Consider the following 20,618-nt stretch of genomic DNA (forward strand, 5'->3'; position numbering starts at 1 on the left):
ATATGTCTTTGTTTGAACATTCTTTACAAGAGCTGAAAGACAAGCTACATAGTAAAGAAATTACCGTAACTGATCTTGTTAACGAATCCTATAATCGTATTGAAGAAGTGGACGACCAAGTCAAAGCCTTCCTTACGTTAAATAAAGAAGCAGCCTTAAAACAAGCGGCTGAATTAGATGAAACACGTGGCGACGATGCAGCCAAACTATTTGGCTTACCAATAGGCGTTAAAGATAACATCGTAACAAAAGGCTTGCGTACAACGGCAGGCAGTCAGTTCCTTGATAACTTTGAGGATCCTCTCTATGATGCGACTGTTGTCAATAAGTTGAATGAAGCGAAATCTGTGACAATAGGCAAGCTAAACATGGATGAATTTGCGATGGGATCTTCAAACGAGAACTCAAGCTACTATGCAACTCGTAATCCATGGAATACCGATTACGTACCAGGAGGATCCAGCGGAGGATCAGCTGCGTCTGTTGCAGCTGGCGAAGTTCCATTCTCCTTAGGTTCTGACACAGGTGGTTCTATTCGTCAACCAGCCGCCTTCTGTGGCGTCGTTGGTTTGAAACCTACTTACGGACGCGTATCTCGTTTCGGATTAATCGCATTTGCCTCTTCACTAGATCAAATCGGACCCATTACCCGATCCGTTGAAGACAATGCGTATCTACTAGAAACAATCGCAGGTTACGACAACATGGACTCAACATCAGCCAATGTTGACGTACCAAGCTATACTGAGGCCCTTACAGGTGATGTAAAAGGGTTGAAAATTGCCGTACCAAAAGAGTATCTCGGCGAAGGTGTAGCACCAGAAGTGAAAGAGGCCGTTCAGGCCGCACTGAAACAGTATGAAGAACTAGGAGCGACTTGGGACGAAGTATCCTTGCCACACTCCAAGTATGCTGTGTCAACATACTATCTAATCTCATCATCTGAGGCTTCTGCCAACCTGGCCCGTTTTGACGGCGTACGATACGGAAAACGTGCGGAGAACCCTGAAACGATGCTCGATATGTATAAACGCTCACGTTCCGAAGGCTTCGGTGAAGAAGTGAAGCGTCGTATTATGCTAGGAACCTTTGCACTAAGCTCTGGTTATTACGATGCCTATTATAAAAAGGCCCAGCAAGTACGCACATTAATTAAAAACGACTTTGAAAAAGTATTTGAAGATTATGACGTTATCGTTGGACCAACAACTCCGACACCAGCGTTTAAAGTCGGTGATCAAATTGATGATCCATTAACAATGTATGCTAATGATATTTTAACGATTCCAGTGAACCTTGCTGGTGTACCGGGAATCTCTGTACCATGTGGCTTCTCCTCCGATGGATTGCCAATCGGCCTGCAAATTATCGGTCGACACTTCGATGAGAATAGCGTTTATCGTACAGCCCATGCCTTTGAACAGGCGACAGACTTCCACAAACAACGCCCGTCCCTTGGAGGTGCGCGCACATGAATTTTGAAACAGTAATTGGACTTGAGGTCCACGTAGAATTAAAAACCGAATCGAAAATTTTCAGTCCTTCTCCGAACATGTTTGGGGATGAGCCGAATACGAATGTAAATCCGATTGACCTCGGTTATCCAGGGGTTCTTCCTGTCTTGAACGAGGAAGCTGTTAATTTCGCAATGAAGGCGTCCATGGCGTTGAATTGTGATATTGCGACAAATACAAAGTTCGACCGTAAAAACTATTTTTACCCGGATAATCCGAAAGCTTACCAAATTTCTCAGTTTGATCAGCCGATTGGTGAAAATGGTTATATTGATATTGAAGTCGATGGTGTGAAGAAACGTATTGGTATTACTCGTCTGCATATGGAGGAGGATGCTGGGAAGCTGACTCACAGTGATGATGGCTATTCACTTGTTGACTATAATCGTCAAGGTACGCCGCTAGTTGAGATTGTCTCAGAGCCAGACATTCGTACACCAAAAGAAGCATATGCTTACTTAGAGGCACTAAAAAACATCATCCAATATACTGGTGTATCTGATTGTAAGATGGAAGAAGGTTCCTTGCGTTGTGACGCCAACCTTTCTCTTCGTCCGATTGGTCAAGAGGAATTCGGTACAAAAACGGAACTGAAGAACTTAAACTCTTTCTCTTATGTACAAAAAGGACTAGAGTTTGAAGAAATTCGTCAGGAAAAAGTGCTGCTTTCTGGTGGAGTGATCCCTCAGGAAACACGTCGTTATGATGAGCAGACGAAGGAAACGGTTCTCATGCGTATCAAAGAAGGATCTGACGACTATCGTTACTTCCCTGAGCCGGACCTAGTTCCTCTTCATATTGATGAAGCTTGGAAAGACCGTATCTTCAATCAGATTCCTGAGCTTCCCGATGCTCGTAAGAAGCGCTATATTGAAGAACTTAAGCTTCCAGCGTATGATGCGATGGTTTTAACGAATAATAAGGAAATGTCCGATTTCTTCGAAGAAACTATAGCAAGTGGCGCGGACATTAAGCAGGCATCGAACTGGCTGATGGGTGAGGTGTCAGCCCACATGAACAAGCATTATAAAGAGCTTAGCGATCTTGCTTTAACACCAGAAGGACTCGCGAAGCTTACTAAGTTAATTGAAGATGGCACAATTTCATCTAAAATTGCTAAAAAAGTGTTTAGTGACCTTGTAGAAAAAGGTGGCGATCCAGAGAAGATCGTGAAAGACAAAGGTCTTGTACAAATTTCTGATGAAGGACAGCTTCGTGACATAGTAGTAGGTATCGTTGATAACAATCTGCAGTCGATTGAAGACTATAAAAATGGTAAAGATAAAGCACTTGGTTTCCTTGTTGGACAAGTGATGAAAGAAACCAAAGGTCAAGCAAACCCACCAATGGTTAATAAGATTATCTTAGAAGAGATGGATAAACGATAGAATTAACAGATACATTCATTTTAAAAAGGCACGCACTTTCACGTGCGTGCCTTTTATATGGATAATAAGCAGGGAAGACGTGTCGACCTGCTCAAACTTAGACTTGCTAACTGAAGGACGCTACCGCTTTTCTAAGTTAAATTGTTTTCAAATGATGGAAAAAGAGCTATGATATGATTTGGAGCATGATGGATGAGGGGGTCATACTATGCAACGTGCTCGAATTATTTATAATCCGACCTCTGGAAGAGAAGTTATTAAGAAAGTTCTTCCTGACATATTGCAGCGCTTCGAGCAATCTGGTTACGAGACATCCGCCCACGCAACCACGAGTGAAGGGGATGCTACCGAAGCGGCAAAAATTGCTGTTGCGCGAAAGTTTGATGTTGTCGTTGCAGCAGGTGGTGATGGCACGATTAATGAAGTCATTAATGGTATTGCTGAGCAGGAATACAGACCGAAACTGGGCATCATCCCAGTCGGAACTACCAACGATTTTGCCCGAGCTCTTTGTGTGCCGCGGAATATTCATAAGGCTGTAGATGTTATTTTAGCTAATTACACAACTCCCCTTGATATTGGACGAGTTAATGATCAATACTTCATGAACATCTCAGGTGGAGGAAAGATTACTGAGATTTCCTATGAAGTCCCAAGTAAGCTAAAAACGATGATTGGTCAACTCGCTTACTACTTAAAAGGGATTGAGATGTTGCCTTCTTTAAGACCTACTTATGTTGAGTTAGAGTATGATGGTAGGCTATTTAAAGGCGAAATTATGCTGTTTCTCATTGCAAATACGAATTCAGTCGGCGGCCTAGAGAAGTTGGCGCCTAACGCGAAAATGGATGACGGCGTTTTTGACTTGATGATCATTGAAAAAATGAACATTGCCGAGTTTGTTCGTTTAGCGACGCTGGCGATTCAAGGTAATCACCTTAATCATCCTAAGTTCATTCATACGACGGCAAGTCGCGTGAAGGTTCATACGGAAGAAAAAATGCAGCTGAACATTGATGGCGAATTCGGTGGTCTACTGCCAGGAGAGTTCGTCAATCTTTATCGACATATTGAGTTTTTCGTTCCTGAGGATAAATTCTCAACAGAATCTAAAGATGAGTGATAATAGCGAAACGTTGCTGTTTCTAGAATCACGGGTTCGGTTAAGAGACTATATAACAATTTTTTTGCAGTCCAATTAGCATATCAATTGGACTGCTTATTTTTGTTGATTGAACAAGGTTTATAGATGAATAAAGCGCAAACCTCGATTCTGAGATTGTGTGGAGAAAGAGGCGGTGGGGAAGGAGTCGCTTTTTTCTATCACTTGTTGTGTTAACGGAAAGTTATCTGGAAAACTCCATTCCGAGATGATGGGGGTTCGTTACCGTAAAAGGGATAGGGGTGGCTTTGAAACAACTCGCTTTCCTGCGGGGGATCTGGCAAGCCTCCTCGGTCGTTGTCACTCCCTGTGGGGTCTTGCCTAACTCCTTCTCCTGCGGGAGTCTCGTCGTTTCAAAGCCCCCCATTCGACATGGAAGTGAACGAACCTGTGGCATAGGAGAATGCGTCTAACTTATGCTATAGAATAAAACAAATCCTCACCTAACACGATGCTACCGTTCTCCTTTTTTATGTGGCTGTTTCGTCATCGATAGAGGAGAAGGTGGTCGGGGAAATAACTTTCTTTCCGTGGGAGTAAGGTAAGGATCCGTGGGCTTCGTTACCGTAAAAGGGATAGGGGTGGCTTTGAAACAACTCGCTTTCCTGCGGGGGACTGGCAAGCCTCCTCGGTCGTTGTCACTCCCTGTGGGGTCTTGCCTAACTCCTTCTCCCGCGGGAGTCTCGTCGTTTCAAAGCCACCCCATTCGACATGGAAATGAACGAACCCCGGCATAGGAGAATGCGTTTCACCTATGCTATAGAATAAAACAAAGCCTCACTTAACACGATGCTACCGTTCTTCTTTTTTTGTGTGCTTTCCGTGGGAGTACGGCATGAAGCCTCTAAGGGCGTGATTATAACACCAAAAAGCCTGCTGTATAAGGGCCTGTTAGCCAAGCAAGGCTATAATGCTCGTCACTCCAAGTAAAGTTGTAATAAAGCCGAGTGTCAAAAATGCACATTATTATGCGTTGATTTTTGTGTATTCTTAAATTAGCATCTGTAAGGTCCACTATTCGGGTCCGTTTGTGAAAAATAAAGCAAGAAGGTCCGGAAAATGAGTGATTTCCCGGGCTTTCAAACGCCATCCTTTGTAATGGAAACCAACCCGTTATTTCTAGAATGGTGGCGTTTTTGTTATAAATACGATAAACTTTGAAAAGCTAAGAAATGAAAAGGACGGATGAAAAATGGCGAAAACTAAGCCACCCGTACAAAAAAATCAAACAATCGAGTTAACTTTTGAAGATCTTACCCACGAAGGGGATGGCGTTGGTAAAGTTGACGGTTATCCTTTATTTGTACCCTATGGCCTTCCAGGAGAACAAGCTCAAGTTAAAGTGATTAAAGTGAAGAAGAACTTCGGTTTCGGTAAGCTGATTGAAGTTTATAAAGCCAGCGATGAACGAGTAGAGCCGCCTTGCGATGTTTACTATCAGTGCGGAGGCTGTCAATTGCAGCACATGAGCTACAGCATGCAGCTGGAAATGAAGCATAATCAAGTTAAAAATGCGATGAAAAAAGTCGCCCACCTTGACCATGTTCCCGTACACGATACGATCGGTATGGACGACCCGTGGCGCTACCGTAATAAAGTGCAAATCCCAGTCGGACAAAAAGAAGACGGCCAATTGATGACAGGATTTTACCAAAAACGCAGTCACAACATCATCGACATGGACACCTGTCTGATCCAGGACGAAATGAACGATCGCATGGTCGAATCAGTCCGTCGCATCGCGAGTGGACTTGGCATCGATGCCTACGACGAAGAAAATCACCGTGGTGTTTTGCGTCACATTATGGTCAGGACAGGCCAGACAACGAAAGATATCATGATCGTATTAGTGACACGAACGAAAAAACTTCCACAAAAAGATAAGCTCATCGACGAAATCCGTGACGCTTTTCCAAATGTGAAATCGATCGTGCACAACGTAAATTCTGAACGAACTAACGTCATCCTCGGAAAAGAAACAAAAGTTCTCTGGGGCGACGAATACATTTACGATACGATCGGTGACGTCAAATTCATGATCTCACCCAAGTCCTTTTACCAAGTAAACCCAACCCAAACGAAAACACTCTACGACCAGGCCCTAGAGTACGCCGACCTGCGCGGAGGCGAAACCGTTATCGACGCCTACTGTGGCATCGGCACAATCTCCCTATTTTTAGCACAAAAGGCCAAAATGGTCTATGGTGTAGAGATTGTACCTGAAGCCGTAACAGATGCGAAGAAAAATGCCCGCTTAAACGACATGGACAACGCTGAATTTTACGTCGGACAAGCAGAAGAACTGATGCCATGGTGGCACAACCAAGGCTTGCGCCCGGACGTCATCGTCGTGGATCCACCGAGAAAAGGCTGCGATGAGGAATTGCTAAAAGCCATGATCGATATGGAACTTGAGCGCATTGTGTATGTTTCATGTAATCCTTCAACTTTGGCGCGTGATTTGCGTGTACTTGAGGATGGTGGATATGAAACGAAAGTGGTTCAGCCTGTTGATATGTTTCCGCAGACGAATCATGTTGAGTGTGTCACGTGGCTGGAGAAGAAAGAGAAGTAAGCCCCTATTTTTTTAAGGGAGGGTCTGTGATTGGAAGCGAACAAAAAGTGGTTATCGATACCTGAAGATTTCAGGAAAAAATTGATCGGAAACGTCTTTAGCTCCAACTGTACAGACATGGTCACCATCACAGACTTTGTCATCCTTGATCATTTTACGGGTGTGATGTTGGATGGCAAATGTAAGAACTGTGGAAATAAGGATGGAAAAGAACCTTTTGATGATTCGTTGTTAAAAGATAGAGAGGAAAGGATTCGGAAAGCTTTAGATGGGTATCTGGGTATTGGGATTATGAGGTTTTTAGTTGATTGAGTTATTCAGTTTAATCTTCTTGCTATGGGTAATGCTCTAAGGAGAATGAGGACCCTTGTTTAAGGGTATAGTTAAGGAAAGCCTTGGCCTGAATCCTGACACAAACGAAAGCAAACTACATTACATTCACTAGGGAGGGGAATTTCTCATGTCTGATGAAAATATACGTAAAAGTTTAGTTGATGCCGCGTTTCAAAAGAAAAGCACAGAAGAGGAACAGAAAGTAAAAGAAGAAGACAAAGCAACCGAAGGCGATATCATTACTTTCGAAAATAACGGCCAACAGTTTGAAGCCGTCGTAACTTCTTCTAAATTACAAAACTCCGTTGTTTGCGACATGACCATTATGGGTGATTTCAACGAGCGCAATTTAGAATTCGAAAAAACTGTTGTTGCTCATACAAACTACAGCATTAAAGAACGCCGCGACGTGTAAGTTCAACAATAGTAATATTTTAAAAAGAGCATCACACTTATCAAGTGTGATGCTCTTTTTAAGTTGCGCTGGACGGGTTTAATGATTCATCTAGGAAGCGCCAGAACCGTCCCACTGCTTATTCGTGGGGTGAAAAAGGCTGATGGAGGAATCCTCCATCAGCCTTTTTTATGCGTATCTATACTAATAGAAAAAAAGGTCAACGAAGTTTTACTCACCAAAAGCTTCTGGAAGCATCTTAAAACCGTCAATCTCAGCATCCTCTTCCACTTCAATCATAATACAACGTTTGCCCTTATAGTTAACTTGCTTTACGTATTGCAGGTCCTGTGGGCTGATCGAGATGTTGGCTATTTTCGTGCTGATTTTAATGGATTTTGATTTGTATTTGGGAACGATGTTGCTTGCTTTCATCTCGTATGTTTCGTCATCGGTAACTTTTTGAAAAGCGGTTTTAACTTTTTCGGAATCAGTTTTTTCACCGCTGTAATTTAAAACACGTTCCACGTCCTTGTAGTCTAGCTTTGGTGTTTCTTCCTCTTCATTTTCCTCGACAACACGGTTGATTTCTCCATAGACACTCGCTAGAGTTGAAGGATTGAGCTGGTCTCCTAGGACGTCCTTGATTACTTCCTCAAAAACTGATTTGTCCTCTTTTGCTGTCATGAACTCTTCTCCGTTTAAAACGTCTTCAATAAACCGGTAGTCAGGCTCATTGGCTTTGCCCGCTGCGTAGAGAACGCGGTTCACGTCTGATGCGCCATCTGTGATGGAGGGAAAGAGAAATCCTGTCATCGGGTTCTTGAGATCAATGACGGGATCGACCTGAATATTGTACTTGAATTCTTTCTCAACATAGTCGAACTGTATTTCCTTTTTAGGCTCTTGTGTCTGGTTGATGCTGCAAAGAATAAAGGGGTTGGAGTAAACGGTGTCCCGTTCACTTTGCTCCGCTTCTTCATTACGGGGTTTCATTGGCTTCAGATAGTCTGCGCGAATGAAAGTGATGACCACATCCTTTTCATACGGATGGTCTTTGATCATTTTTTCTGTTATCTGTAGCATTTGTTCCTTCCATTCCTCGACTTCGCTGCTTAGCAATCCTTTATGAAGAATGAGGTTTGTGTGGTTTTCTGCGTCTTGTTTAAATTTTAGTTCAAATAATTTTTCATCCAGTTGGCCTGTTAGTAATTTTTTGAAATTATTTATAAAAAGCTCTTGCTGGTCTCTCTCAAGCATTTCAAACGGCTGGCTCTGGTGATGATAAATGTCCGTCGTTTCCTTCATGATATATACGTTGAAAATGTCAGTGATTTTCAGTAAGTCATTGTCCACTTTAAATTGTCTACGAATACTGGCAATATCTTTTTTGTCCATCGATCGTTCACTCCTAAGCTGGTCGGATATGATCCTATTTTTTATTTTAACATAAGGCTCTTTTACACGTCCTAATAGAGTAAGTCTCTTAATCGGGATGTAATCAGATGGTGATCCATCTGATTTTAATTTTAGTACCATTTATGCGATAGTAAAGGAGTCAAGGACGTGAATCATTGACCTTAGCTCATCAGTTTTCATTATATACATAATCGGTAAAGGAAGGATTTATTATGAAAATAGACTTAGAGGAAATCGCAGAACAAATCGATATCCAGCCAGAAGAATGGATGACTTTTTTAGATAAAAAAACTTATGACTTTATAGAATTCAGCGAAGAAGCTTATCAAGACGCGGAAGAGGGGGAACCTTACGATCACTTGCCAGATTGGCAGCAGGTAGAACGGAGTTGGGCTGATAAGGTAATAGGCGATGAACTGCGGTTTGTTCGTGTGCCGAAAAAAGATAAGGTTGAAGAATATGCCATGATAGAAGGATTTTCACTATCAATCAAAGATGGCGAGAAGCGGCAAGAGATGTTACGTGCCATTAGTGGTCGTGGTGCTTTTCGACGTTTTCGTACCCTTCTTGAACAGTGGGGAATGGATGAGGAATGGTATGACTTTCGTGACAGCGAGTACAAGCGAATAGCAAAAGAATGGTGTGAAGAAAATGGGATTGATTATATGTGATTTGGACTGATTCTAATAGAGTGCTTTCCGATGGGTGAGTTTAGAAAAAGACAGGAATTGGGAAGGTGCACTTATGTATATTGATTTTACTGCACACATTATTGGATGAAGTATTAATCTTAAGAAGGGCAGGCTATTCATGGAAAATATCATCGAGCAAATGCAGCATTCATTCCAAAAGGGCTTTATTGATCGCAACCATAGCCAGTCGAGTCGCTTTCGACCAGAACTTCTAGTTAATCAGGCAAGCAAGCGTCAGGATGTGCTGACGACGTTGGTCGATGAGCTGAAATCCTGCCAGTCTTTCATGTTTTCAGTGGCTTTCATTACAGAAAGTGGCTTAGCTACCTTGAAATCTCATCTGTTAGATTTGTATGAGCGAGGAATACGTGGCAAAATCCTTACTTCAACTTTTCAAATGTTCAATAAACCAAAAGTTTTTCGAGAGCTTCTCAAAATAAAAAACGTAGATGTCCGTATTGCAGATGTTGAAGGCTTCCATTCAAAAGGGTACATTTTTCATCATGATACATTTTATTCACTGATCGTTGGAAGTTCAAATTTGACGGCCAATGCTTTGAAAGTGAACTATGAGTGGAATCTGAAATTGACTTCTCATGAAAATGGGGAGATCATTCATCACTTTCACGATCAGTTCGAGGAAATGTGGGGGAACGCCCAACCGCTGACTGAACATTGGATTGATCTTTATGAAGAAGAGTATGTGCACCCACATTTTTCCCAAGTGGCTGAATTTCCTGGAGAGTACAAAGGTAACAGGTTAAAGGATTCTCTGGCTATCTATCCTAACAAAATGCAGAAAGCTGCATTAAAAGGAATTGAAAGTGTCCGTCAGGCTGAGGAAAATAGAGCATTGATTGTTTCTGCTACGGGTACGGGAAAGACTTACTTATCGGCTTTTGGTGTTCGTAGTGTCCGACCAAAACGGATGCTTTTCGTCGTTCACCGGGAACAAATTTTACAAAAAGCTAAGCAAGATTTTCATAGAGTGTTAGGTGGGGAAGAATCGGATTTTGGAATTTTATCTGGATCCGTAAAAGAAACGGATTCAAAGTATTTATTTGCAACGGTTCAGATGATGTCTAAACCCGAAGTGATGCAGTCCTTTGATCCAGAAGAGTTTGATTACATATTGATTGATGAGGTTCATAAAGCAGGATCAATGTCTTATTTACAGATAATTGAATACTTTAAGCCTGAATTCTTACTAGGGATGACAGCCACTCCCGAACGTACAGATGGTTTCAATTTATTCGAGCTGTTTGATTATAACGTTGCCTATGAAATTCGTTTGCAGGAAGCTTTGGAGGAAGATATGCTAACCCCGTTTCACTACGTTGGTGTTACAGATTTGATTGTCGAAGGTGAAGAGTTGGAGCGTACAGATCTATTTACACATTTAACGGCTGGAGAGCGAGTCGATCGAGTGATTGAAAAAATCGATTACTATGGGTATTCAGGAGAACGAGTCTCTGGTTTGATTTTTTGTAGTTCCAAACAAGAAGCGAGGAAACTTTCGCAACAAATGAATGAAAGAGGTTTTAGCACAGTGGCCTTAACAGGTGAGGATTCTCAGGAAATACGTCGTGAGCAAGTACTTCGCCTAGAAAATGGAGCATTAGATTACATACTAACGGTCGATATATTTAATGAAGGTATTGATATTCCTTGTATTAATCAAGTAGTTATGTTGAGACAAACAAAGTCGAGTATCGTGTTTATTCAGCAACTTGGAAGAGGATTGAGGAAGCATGATACGAAGAATTACGTAACAGTCATCGATTTTATTGGAAATTATGAAAATAACTATTTGATTCCGATAGCATTGTCAGGGGATTACACGCAAAATAAAGATAATATCCGCAGACGAATGATTGATACAAGTTATATCCAAGGAACATCCACTGTCAATTTCGAAGAGGTAGCCAAACAAAGAATTTATGATGCCATAAAAACAGCGAAGCTAACACATATGAAGGTGTTGAGAGATGCGTATAAAGAGTTGAAAAACAGGATTGGACGTGTTCCTCTTTTAGCTGATTTCCATAAGAATCACTCGATTGATCCGCGTGTCCTAGTAGATAAAAAGGACAATTACCATGAGTTTTTGATAGCCATGAAGGAAGAAATAGAGCCCTTAAGTAAATACGAACAGCAGGTGTTAACCATGTTTTCTCTGGAAATACTAAATGGAAAGCGGGAGCATGAAGTTGTGCTTTTGGATTTATTAATGGAAAATGAAAAAGTTTCATACGAATCATTTAAGGAAAAACTTCAACAAAAAAATTGTCGCACAGATGAACATACCCTTCGCTCGGTAGAACGGATTTTTAAATTAAGCTTTTTTACATCGAATGACACTAAGAAGTATGGAAGTTCACCTATTATAGAGTTGAATGAATACAGAGAATTTGAATGGAATCCAAGATTGAAAAAGAAATTATCGGATAATGGCTGGTTCAGAACACTAGTAAGGGATATAATACACGTGTCCTACATAAAGAACGAACAATACTCAAGTGACCTGCCGCTAACACCATATCAGAAATACTCTAGAAAAGATGCTTGCAAGCTGTTGAATTGGGATAACGATGAAGGGTCGACGGTATATGGATACAAGCCGAAACATCAAACGTGTCCTATTTTCATTACTTATCATAAAAAAGATGATGTCGAGTCTAGTATTAATTATGAAGATCAATTCATAAATCCAGAAATTTTGAAATGGTATACGAGAAGTAACAGAACGATTAATTCTAATGAAGTGCAAGAGATTATTGAAGCAAGAGAACGTCAGAACGACATTCATTTGTTCGTCAAAAAAGATGATGGAGAAGGTAGTGACTTTTATTATTTAGGGAAAGCTCTTCCAGACAAAAACACTGTAGAAGAGACGACTATGAAGGATAAAACGAAAGAGCTCCCTGTTGTTCGTATGAATATGATGATTGAACAAAATATTGATCAGAAGATATACGATTATCTTCACGAATGAAAGGCGCTGATGGCCTTTGTTAAGAAGCATTGGTAGGTTAACTGATGCTGTGTTACTATTAGGAAATATTACTGGAGGTTTATAAATGGATAATAATGATATATTAATTAGACTAAGATATGCACTGGATATTAAAGATAGCGATATGATAGAGATATTTAAACTTGGAGGCGTTGACCTAACTAAAGAAGAAGTATTAAAGGTGCTCACAAAATCAGAGAACAGTTACGATGATGAAGATGACTATGATTTTGATGTAGCTGAAAATGAAGATAATATAAAGTGTACGAATAGTATGTTAGACTCATTTTTAAATGGCATGATTATTTTTAAAAGAGGACAACAAGACCCTAAACCTGGACAACCGAATAAACCAGACAGGTCTATAAAGAATCATTCAAGTGTTAATAACGTTTTGCTGAAAAAAGTGAAGATAGCACTAACATTAACGAGTGAGGATATAATAGATATTTTAGAAGAAGCAGGTGTCACGATAACAAAAGGAGAATTAAGTGCGTTATTAAGAAAAGAAGGGCACAAGAATTATAAGGAGTGCGGTGATCGGTACGCGAGGAATTTCTTAAAAGGATTAACTATAAAATATAGAGGATAAAAAGGACTGTGGTCAATCGCCACCCTTATCCTTCTCTGATAAGTCAGATCCGCTATTTTTTGAAAATAGTCGGATCTTTTTTAGCTTTTTTTCATATAAGGGCAGTATTGTTGAGGACTCGATTCCAAGATCATGGTGTGGAGAAAGGGGCGTGGGGAAGGAGTCGCTTTCCGTGGGCGTGCGCTGAGCCTCCTCAGGCTGGCGCCTTGCGGGGTCTCATCTAACCCGCGTATCCCACAGGAGTCTCCCCCTTCCCCAACGCCCCTTGCCGTATGTTGCGATCGAAATCGAAACCGTTCTACTGTTACTGTTAAAGTATGAGGTATCTGTTATATCAATTGAGCCACTAAGATAAGTTAATAAAAACTGGTAATAATTTCAGTCCATAAACAGTAGCTAGGAGGCTCACCTGACGTGTATGCCTAACCCTCACCACCTCTCCTTGTAAAGATCGTTTCCAAATTTACATTACAGGTCAATTTGATGTCCTGAGTGGATCATTTCAATGGCAATATTCTCACAGCACCACTAATCTTCATAAGGGGTTCCGTTCCACTCTTCATAGTCATGGGTGATGGGAAACTGCGAGACTCCAGCGGGAAAGGATAGACTGGCGAGACCCCGCAGAGCTCGAGGAGGCTTGCCGTCTTCCCCGCGGAAAGCGAGTGGTTTCCCATCCCCCATTCTCCGGTGAAAAGCAACGGAACCGCCATTCCTTTATTCCGCAATCTGGGGCTTACTTTAACAAGCTTCATATACAAAAAACATACTGTCATTTCATACATGGATTAAATGCCAAATACATCAAAACTCTATTATAAAATGACATTGTAGGATGAATCGCTGGCGAAACTTGAGAGGAGGGAATTCTCATCAAATTTAACGTTAGGGAACAATTTTTTTGCGATAAGGAACAATTCGCACGAGAACGGGAACAATCTATCTTTGTTATGGAACAATCCACAATAGAACGGGAACAATTATTTATAAAACGGGTTATAACCGATAAAAATGCAATAATGCAAAGAGAGTCATCTTTATATAGTGATCTGGCCAAAAGTTGGGGTCAGCGCCTTCTGCCGTATAGAGCAGTAAAAGAATGATGAGTAGGAGAGAACTGATCCCAATATCAAGATCATCGCATCCATGACTTCAGATCTAACTTAAAAGAGAAACTTTTCCCCAAGAAACCGGTATCTTCTTTATAGGAAGATGCCGGTTTCTTATGTAAAAAGATAAATGTAAAAACGTACATTAGTGATACTCCTCACTTCGCTTTCCATTCCTTCTATATAAAATGAAGTTGTAGGATAAATTGATCGCGAAAGGAGCGATGATGATGGCTGAGCGGCAATTATCAAGTAAAACGCAGACCGTCAAACAAAAGAAAATCGAGGATGAGAACTCACTTAGGGGAACGTTGATTTCGGTAGGGGTTGTAGGAGCAGTAATCGTAATTATGTGGGTATCCGTATTTTGGCTCTATATGTCAAGAGTGTAGGGGAGAGGAGAAATATGCATCGGTTGGAAGAGATTTGGATGACGTTGAGCGTCGGACTTTTAATTGCATTTATGTTAATTATTGGATATCAGACGTTTGCCATGGGTATGGGACCGCCAAGTCATAAGGAAACCATTGATCCTCAAAAGGTAAAAGAAACTGCTCCCTTTGATGAACCTGGTGTTAAGGAAATGGGCGATAACAAATATGAAGTGGTCATGATATTGCAGGCGTTTCAATTTACGCCAAGTGATATTGAGCTACCTGTAGGAGCAGAAGTAACTTTTACAATGGCATCACCAGATGTATCTCATGGATTTCAAATTGCTGGGACAAATATAAATGCTATGGTCATGCCTGGACATATTCAGAAAATCACACACACGTTCAATGAGCCAGGTGAGTTTCTAGTGTTATGTAATGAATATTGTGGGATAGGTCATCAGATGATGTCTACAACAATTACTGTGAAGTAAGGGGGGAGCATTAATGGATGCAGTAAGAGAAACGATTCGTCAACAGTCAAGTGCACTAGGTGTAAATAAAGAAGACGCTAAGGTTTCGTTATCTTATTTATCAGTAGCGTTTGTGGCGCTTCTTATTGGTGGAGTTTTAGGTTTGTTGCAAGGATTAGAGCGTTCAGGACTTTTAGAACTACCGACTTGGTTTAATTATTATCAAGTGTTAACGGCTCACGGAATTTTATTACTACTCGTTTTTTCAACTACTTTTACAATCGGCTATCAATATGCCAACCTTTCTCATTCATTTGGAGGGCTGCTGCCGAAAGTTCGAAAACTGTCTTGGATTGGTTTTGGTCTTATGGTATTCGGGACCATAATGGTTGCCACAATGATCGTATTGAACGAAGCATCCGTGTTATACACATTTTATCCACCTTTAGCAGCGCATCCGTTATTTTATGTTGGATTAGTCTTTCTTGTTTTAGGAATTTGGGCTTGTAGTTTTGGGGTTTTTATTAATTACCGTCACTGGAGAAAATTACATCCAGGTCAACCAACACCGTTATTAGCATTTTTCGCGATGGGTGTGTTCGTATTATGGTTTTTTGCAAGTGTCGGAGTAACTATAGAAGTTTTAACACTGATTCCTTGGTCTATGGGCTTAGTGGAAACGACAAACGTTATGGTGGGGCGTACGTTATTTTGGTGGTTTGGTCATGCGTTAGTGAATATTTGGTATCTTGTAGCTATTTCTGCATGGTATGTCATCGTACCAAAAATTATCGGGGGAAGACATTTTAATGAAAAATTAATTAAGCTTGTGGTTATATTGCTGGTTATTTTAAATATTCCTGGTGGGTTTCACCACCAAATTGTAGATCCGGGAATCTCACTGTCAGTTAAATTTTTACATGTATTTATGAGTCTAGCAATAGCTGTCCCTTCGTTAATGACTGCTTTTGCTATGTTTGCTGTTTTCGAACGTGCAGGGAGAAAACTGGGGGGCAAAGGTTTACTAGGCTGGTTTAAGAAACTTCCGTGGGGTGATGTTCGGTTTTTAGCTCCTATGATTGCAATGATTGCTTTTATTCCTGGGGGAGCAGGGGGCATTGTTAATACGAGTAATCAGTTGAATCAAGTAGTTCATAACACGATGTGGGTAGTTGGTCATTTTCATGTGACGGTAGGTATGTCGGTTGTTATGACGTTTTTCGGTATTTGTTATTGGTTAATTCCGTATTTATCAAAGCGCCAGCTCACACCACGAATGAATAAAATAGGTGTAATTCAAACGATTATTTGGACCGTTGGGATGATACTGATGGCGGGTTCGCAGCATTTGGTAGGGTTACTAGGTGATCCAAGAAGAACTTCGTTTACGACATATGGGGACCATCCAACAGCTTTAAGCTGGATTCCTTATGAGTATGTCATGGGGGCAGGGGCAACGTTGCTGCTAATCGGTGTGATTATTCAGGTTTATGCCGTGTTTAACATGATGTTCTTTGCGCCAAAAGGAGAAACGGAATATCCAGTTGCTGAACCGGAGGATGATGCGGAACTAGCACCGATGTGGACCGAGCGTTGGGGTCTTTGGATTGTGTTACTACTCATGGTTGTTTCCATGGCCTATGTCGTGCCAATTATGGACTTTGTTTTTAATGCACCTCCAGGATCACCACCTATTAGGACATGGTAATTTATGTGAAGAGGTAATCTATTAAATTCGATTACCTCTGATTTCTTTAAGGAAGTGATCATTATGATCCAAAATCGTCGTACTACTTTTGCTATGATTCTTGTTGTGTTGTTTGGAACTGTGCTGTTCTATATAAGTACTGACGGATTCCGAGCATTTACCTCGGAGGGGGCGAGAACGTATCAACTAATGAAAAACAAGCCTGAGGTTCCTCCAGTAACACTGCAAGACAGTAAGGAACGAACCTATACTTTCAGTGAATTTGCTGAAGATAAATATGTTTTTCTAACGTTTATGTATACCAACTGCAAAACGGTATGTCCGCAATTAGAACTGAATATGGCTAAAGTCTATGATTTAATACCAAGTAAATATTTGGGTGAAGATATTGTTTTTCTTAGTATAAGTTTTGATCCAACGAGAGACGATTCCGATACGTTAGCAAAGTACCGGACATATTTTGGCAGTGATGGTGAAACGTGGAGAATGGCACGAGTTAAGGATCAAAAGGAATTAGATGTATTATTAAAAGAACTTGGTGTTGTCGTGATTCGAGATGGGGATGGGAATTTCCAACATAACACAGCCTTTTATTTGATAGGAAAAGGTCATCTGTTAGAAGTAATGGATTTTACTAAGATCGAGGAAGCTGCCAAAACAATTATTACGATTCTTGAAAATGAGGGTGGCGAATCATGAAACAATCAGTCTATGGTTTAGTGTTATATATTTTCTTGATTCTCCCTCCTGTTGCTAGTTTATTAGAATCCATAATGATTGTTCATATGCACATGCAAATGCCTTTGTTGGTTATATCGGGTTTCCTCATGACTCGTTTTTTTCAAATACGGTTTCCTGAATTTTTTAAGAAATGGAATGGTAATGGTGTTCCTGGCCTTCTTCTATTCGCTATTATCTGGAGTTATTGGATGATCCCAAGAGTTATGGATGAAACATTAACAGTACAGGCGGTAGAGGTGTTTAAGTTTATCAGTCTACCTTTTTTAGCTGGAGTACCTCTACGTGACAGTTGGAGCAAACTAAGTTCCATTGGAAAAAATATTGTCTATGTATTTATTACTCTTGTATTTATTATGATGACATGGTTATATATTGGAGCAGATGAACAACTATGTAATAACTATCTTATGGTAGAACAGAAAACAGTTGGCTTTGGATCATTGGCTCTTTCGATATGTATGGTGATCTACCTTTTTCAGTTATATTATGTTGATCAGTCCGAATTTGAATAAATATTTTCGGGTAGTGATTTTTTTCACAGAAAATAGTTGTGGGATGCTTTACAATTAAAAGTGTAAGAAGAAACCAAATAGGGGGTTATTTTAATGAAAAAAGGAATTTTTGCTTTAATGTTCACTGCTCTTATTCTTGTTTTAGCAGCATGCGGAGGCGGAGACGAAGAAGTAGACGGGGGAGATACACAAGAAGCAACAGGGGCAACGGTTGATATTGTTGCAAGCAACTGGGAATTTAATGAGGAAAACTTTACGGCTCCTGCCGGCGAAATAACGTTTAATCTTACAAACGAAGAAGGAATGCACGGAATTGAAATTGAAGGGGCTGATGTAAGTATTAATAACGAAGGTTCAGCTACAGCAACACTTGAACCTGGTGAATACACTATCAAGTGCAGTGTAGTTTGTGGTACTGGTCATGCAGATATGGTGTCAACTTTGACGGTTGAATAGCAGCATTTAAGGTAGTATTTCAACTTGAACATATGTATAGGCCAACCGAAATCACCGGTGTCATGTGACCCAGATTTATTGTCAGGTGCATCGGTGAGGGAGGGGGATTGAATTTTTACGTTGCGTAAAACGAAAAAGACATGACATCTATATTCCTCTAGATAGTGATTTCCATTTAGCAAGTTTACTTTGATTTTCTCCATCCGCATCACATCCACTTAATCTTTTCCTTGACGTACATATCCTTCTTCCTTTTTAAGACACCCACTACCGAGCCGTTCAGTTATGCTAAAATATAAGAAGACATAATGCATTTTAGCATCTATCCAACAATGATTGAGGTGATTTAATTGGAGAAGAGTTTACAAGTAAATACAAATGCAGATAGTAGTCCTAATACATTCTCTGATTTTAAGTCTCTTTTTAAAGTGATTGTGTTAGTTTCTAATGTTTTACCTGTATTTACTGGTTTCTGGCTATCCCTTTTCTATATGGAAGCTTCTTTCAAAGAATATTGGGGTGTTTTTGTATTAACGATCATAGGTAGTACTTTAATTATGGCTGGTGCCTTACTACTTAATAATTGGTATGATAGCGATATAGATGCCGTTATGGAACGAACAAAGCTTCGACCGACAGTTACTGGTAATATCTCACTTAGACTTGTATTTATGATGGGCATTGCTCTAAGTATTCTCGGTTTAATTATTCTCCTATTTACAACAGTCGAAGCAGCTATTTATGCAGCAGTTGGATGGTTCACATATGTCGTGCTTTATACGATGTGGTCCAAAAGAAGATATACCGTTAACACGATGATCGGTAGTGTTTCGGGTGCAGTCACCCCTTTAATTGGCTGGGCATCGATCCAATCAGCATTCCATATTGTACCGATTGTTTTGTTTGTTATTTTGTTTATTTGGCAAATTCCCCATACGTATGCAATAGCTATAAAAAAACATGATGAATATAAAGCAGCAAAAGTTGCTATGGTTCCTGTGATCTGTGGATTTGAATATACCAAAAGACAAATGCTTGTTTATATTGTTTGTTTAATTCCATTACCGTTATTAATCCCTTCATTAGGTTGGGAATTCTTCACCATTGCAACTTTACTTTCTATTGGTTGGCTAATGCTTGCCATAAAGGGATTTTTTGTTAATGATGATTTAAAGTGGGCACATTGGATGTTTTTATATTCCATAAATTATCTGATGATCCTGTTTGCTACAATGATAATCGTTGTTTTTTAAAATTGAAGTTTTTTGAGCATAGGGTTCCCCAGCTCTTGTGGAAGATGCCATGCATGATTATGTCTTCTTCTTGAGTATTATCAAAACCCCCAGCTTTCCTATGATAGAGGAAGGCTGGGGGTTTTGATTAAGCCAAATATCTTGGGAAAAGAATATTGTTTTCCAAATGAATGTGTTGGAACGTTTCCGCTTCAAGTTCTTCTAATCGATTGTACACGAGACGGTATGTGCCGCACGCGCCTTCGGGTGGGGAATAGTCGTTAGTAATCTCGCGGAGTTTTCTTAAAATCTCTCCTGCATGACTATGCTCATCCTCGAGATTAGTTAATGCAGTTGCAATGGTTTGAAGCTGCTCTTCACTTGGCTTTTCCTCATATTGCATAATCAATGGGAAGTTCTCATTTTCTTCTTTCAAAGTGTGTTGTTCTAGATCCATTTTAAGTTCATTAAAGAGCTTATGAATGTCCTTCAGATGAGGTTGGTTGCCACCGTGGACTTTCATGACTTTTGTTACATAAGGGCTAAGATTCGGTAGTTCTTCCTGTAAATAACGATGATGTTTCTGAACAATGTGATCAATCAATTCAGAAGAAGAAGCTGTGTCCCAATTGATTTGCATTTGGTTTAGTGATTCATTTTCTTCGTATAAATCATTTAAACGTTGTAAAACTTCCTTTTTAGAGAGATCCCTTTTTTCTATAGCTTCACTGAGCGGGCGATTACCGCCACAGCAAAAATCGATCCGATAGGACTTGAAAAGGTCACTAGACTTAGGAAATTGTGTGACAATATCACTGACAATAGACTGTTCATTAAATGTTTGTACCATGCAATATCCCTCCATGTGTTGGTGTGTCTTTATAATAGCAGGAATATGTTCTTCAATTAGTGATATAATGCACAGCTT

At 40.3% G+C, this 20,618-nt stretch carries 18 protein-coding genes; 16 read left to right on the forward strand and 2 right to left on the reverse strand.

Annotation, left to right across the window (positions count from 1 at the left end; translation table 11 throughout):
• The first annotated feature begins 2 nt into the window (after nucleotides 1–2).
• The 6 genes from gatA (at nucleotide 3) to ACFQIC_RS11785 (ending at nucleotide 7,387) form a co-directional block, all read left to right on the forward strand.
• Nucleotides 3–1,475: an Asp-tRNA(Asn)/Glu-tRNA(Gln) amidotransferase subunit GatA gene (gene gatA / locus ACFQIC_RS11760; protein WP_204710426.1), complete on the forward strand. Its 1,473-nt coding sequence runs from the start codon at nucleotides 3–5 to the stop codon at nucleotides 1,473–1,475.
• Nucleotides 1,472–2,902: an Asp-tRNA(Asn)/Glu-tRNA(Gln) amidotransferase subunit GatB gene (gene gatB, locus ACFQIC_RS11765; RefSeq protein WP_204710424.1), complete on the forward strand. Its 1,431-nt coding sequence runs from the start codon at nucleotides 1,472–1,474 to the stop codon at nucleotides 2,900–2,902. The genes gatA and gatB overlap by 4 nt, the downstream gene beginning before the upstream one ends.
• Nucleotides 2,903–3,110: 208 nt before the next feature.
• Nucleotides 3,111–4,025 (forward strand): diacylglycerol kinase, encoded by a 915-nt coding sequence (locus tag ACFQIC_RS11770; protein WP_204710422.1) that lies wholly within the window; start codon nucleotides 3,111–3,113, stop codon nucleotides 4,023–4,025.
• Between the two features lie 1,231 nt (nucleotides 4,026–5,256).
• Entirely contained in the window at nucleotides 5,257–6,639 is a 1,383-nt protein-coding gene (gene rlmD, locus ACFQIC_RS11775) for a 23S rRNA (uracil(1939)-C(5))-methyltransferase RlmD (RefSeq protein ID WP_204710420.1), read from the forward strand.
• 30 nt (nucleotides 6,640–6,669) lie between these two features.
• Nucleotides 6,670–6,951 (forward strand): hypothetical protein, encoded by a 282-nt coding sequence (locus ACFQIC_RS11780; RefSeq protein ID WP_204710418.1) that lies wholly within the window; start codon nucleotides 6,670–6,672, stop codon nucleotides 6,949–6,951.
• A gap of 148 nt (nucleotides 6,952–7,099) precedes the next feature.
• Nucleotides 7,100–7,387, forward strand: coding sequence for a YkvS family protein (locus ACFQIC_RS11785; RefSeq protein ID WP_204710416.1), 288 nt, complete (start codon nucleotides 7,100–7,102; stop codon nucleotides 7,385–7,387).
• 210 nt (nucleotides 7,388–7,597) lie between these two features.
• Here the strand turns inward: ACFQIC_RS11785 and ACFQIC_RS11790 are convergent, their stop codons facing one another.
• Nucleotides 7,598–8,764, reverse strand: a complete 1,167-nt coding sequence (locus tag ACFQIC_RS11790) for a DUF4317 domain-containing protein (protein ID WP_204710414.1) — start codon at nucleotides 8,762–8,764, stop codon at nucleotides 7,598–7,600.
• Nucleotides 8,765–8,997: 233 nt separating this feature from the next.
• Between ACFQIC_RS11790 and ACFQIC_RS11795 the strand changes: the two genes are divergently transcribed.
• The 10 genes from ACFQIC_RS11795 to cyoE all read left to right on the forward strand — a co-directional run bounded on the left by ACFQIC_RS11795 (nucleotide 8,998) and on the right by cyoE (nucleotide 19,711).
• The gene (locus ACFQIC_RS11795) at nucleotides 8,998–9,456 is read left to right on the forward strand and encodes a UPF0158 family protein (protein ID WP_204710412.1); all 459 of its coding nucleotides are present in this window, start codon (nucleotides 8,998–9,000) and stop codon (nucleotides 9,454–9,456) included.
• 139 nt (nucleotides 9,457–9,595) lie between these two features.
• A complete protein-coding gene (locus ACFQIC_RS11800) occupies nucleotides 9,596–12,472 on the forward strand; it encodes a DEAD/DEAH box helicase (RefSeq protein WP_204710410.1) in 2,877 nt (958 codons plus the stop codon).
• A gap of 85 nt (nucleotides 12,473–12,557) precedes the next feature.
• Nucleotides 12,558–13,085, forward strand: a complete 528-nt coding sequence (locus tag ACFQIC_RS11805; RefSeq protein WP_204710408.1) for a YehS family protein — start codon at nucleotides 12,558–12,560, stop codon at nucleotides 13,083–13,085.
• Nucleotides 13,086–14,424: 1,339 nt separating this feature from the next.
• Entirely contained in the window at nucleotides 14,425–14,586 is a 162-nt protein-coding gene (locus tag ACFQIC_RS11810; RefSeq protein WP_204710406.1) for a cytochrome c oxidase subunit 2A, read from the forward strand.
• A gap of 14 nt (nucleotides 14,587–14,600) precedes the next feature.
• Nucleotides 14,601–15,062 (forward strand): cytochrome c oxidase subunit II, encoded by a 462-nt coding sequence (locus ACFQIC_RS11815; protein ID WP_204710404.1) that lies wholly within the window; start codon nucleotides 14,601–14,603, stop codon nucleotides 15,060–15,062.
• A gap of 13 nt (nucleotides 15,063–15,075) precedes the next feature.
• Nucleotides 15,076–16,749 carry a cbb3-type cytochrome c oxidase subunit I gene (locus ACFQIC_RS11820; RefSeq protein ID WP_204710402.1) on the forward strand — a complete coding sequence of 558 codons (1,674 nt, stop codon included), beginning with the start codon at nucleotides 15,076–15,078 and terminating at the stop codon, nucleotides 16,747–16,749.
• A gap of 63 nt (nucleotides 16,750–16,812) precedes the next feature.
• Nucleotides 16,813–17,448, forward strand: a complete 636-nt coding sequence (locus ACFQIC_RS11825; protein WP_204710400.1) for an SCO family protein — start codon at nucleotides 16,813–16,815, stop codon at nucleotides 17,446–17,448.
• A complete protein-coding gene (locus ACFQIC_RS11830) occupies nucleotides 17,445–18,002 on the forward strand; it encodes a hypothetical protein (protein WP_204710398.1) in 558 nt (185 codons plus the stop codon). Before ACFQIC_RS11825 ends, ACFQIC_RS11830 begins: the two co-directional genes overlap by 4 nt.
• Nucleotides 18,003–18,095: 93 nt before the next feature.
• Complete coding sequence (locus ACFQIC_RS11835) at nucleotides 18,096–18,458, forward strand: cupredoxin domain-containing protein (RefSeq protein ID WP_204710396.1); 363 nt, start codon at nucleotides 18,096–18,098, stop codon at nucleotides 18,456–18,458.
• Nucleotides 18,459–18,808: 350 nt separating this feature from the next.
• A complete protein-coding gene (cyoE, locus tag ACFQIC_RS11840) occupies nucleotides 18,809–19,711 on the forward strand; it encodes a heme o synthase (protein ID WP_204710394.1) in 903 nt (300 codons plus the stop codon).
• A 127-nt stretch (nucleotides 19,712–19,838) separates the two neighbouring features.
• Here the strand turns inward: cyoE and ric are convergent, their stop codons facing one another.
• Entirely contained in the window at nucleotides 19,839–20,540 is a 702-nt protein-coding gene (ric, locus tag ACFQIC_RS11845) for an iron-sulfur cluster repair di-iron protein (protein ID WP_204710392.1), read from the reverse strand.
• Between the last annotated feature and the right edge of the window lie 78 nt (nucleotides 20,541–20,618).

This window comes from Halobacillus seohaensis (assembly GCF_042663045.1).
Classification (GTDB): domain Bacteria; phylum Bacillota; class Bacilli; order Bacillales; family Halobacillaceae; genus Halobacillus_A; species Halobacillus_A seohaensis.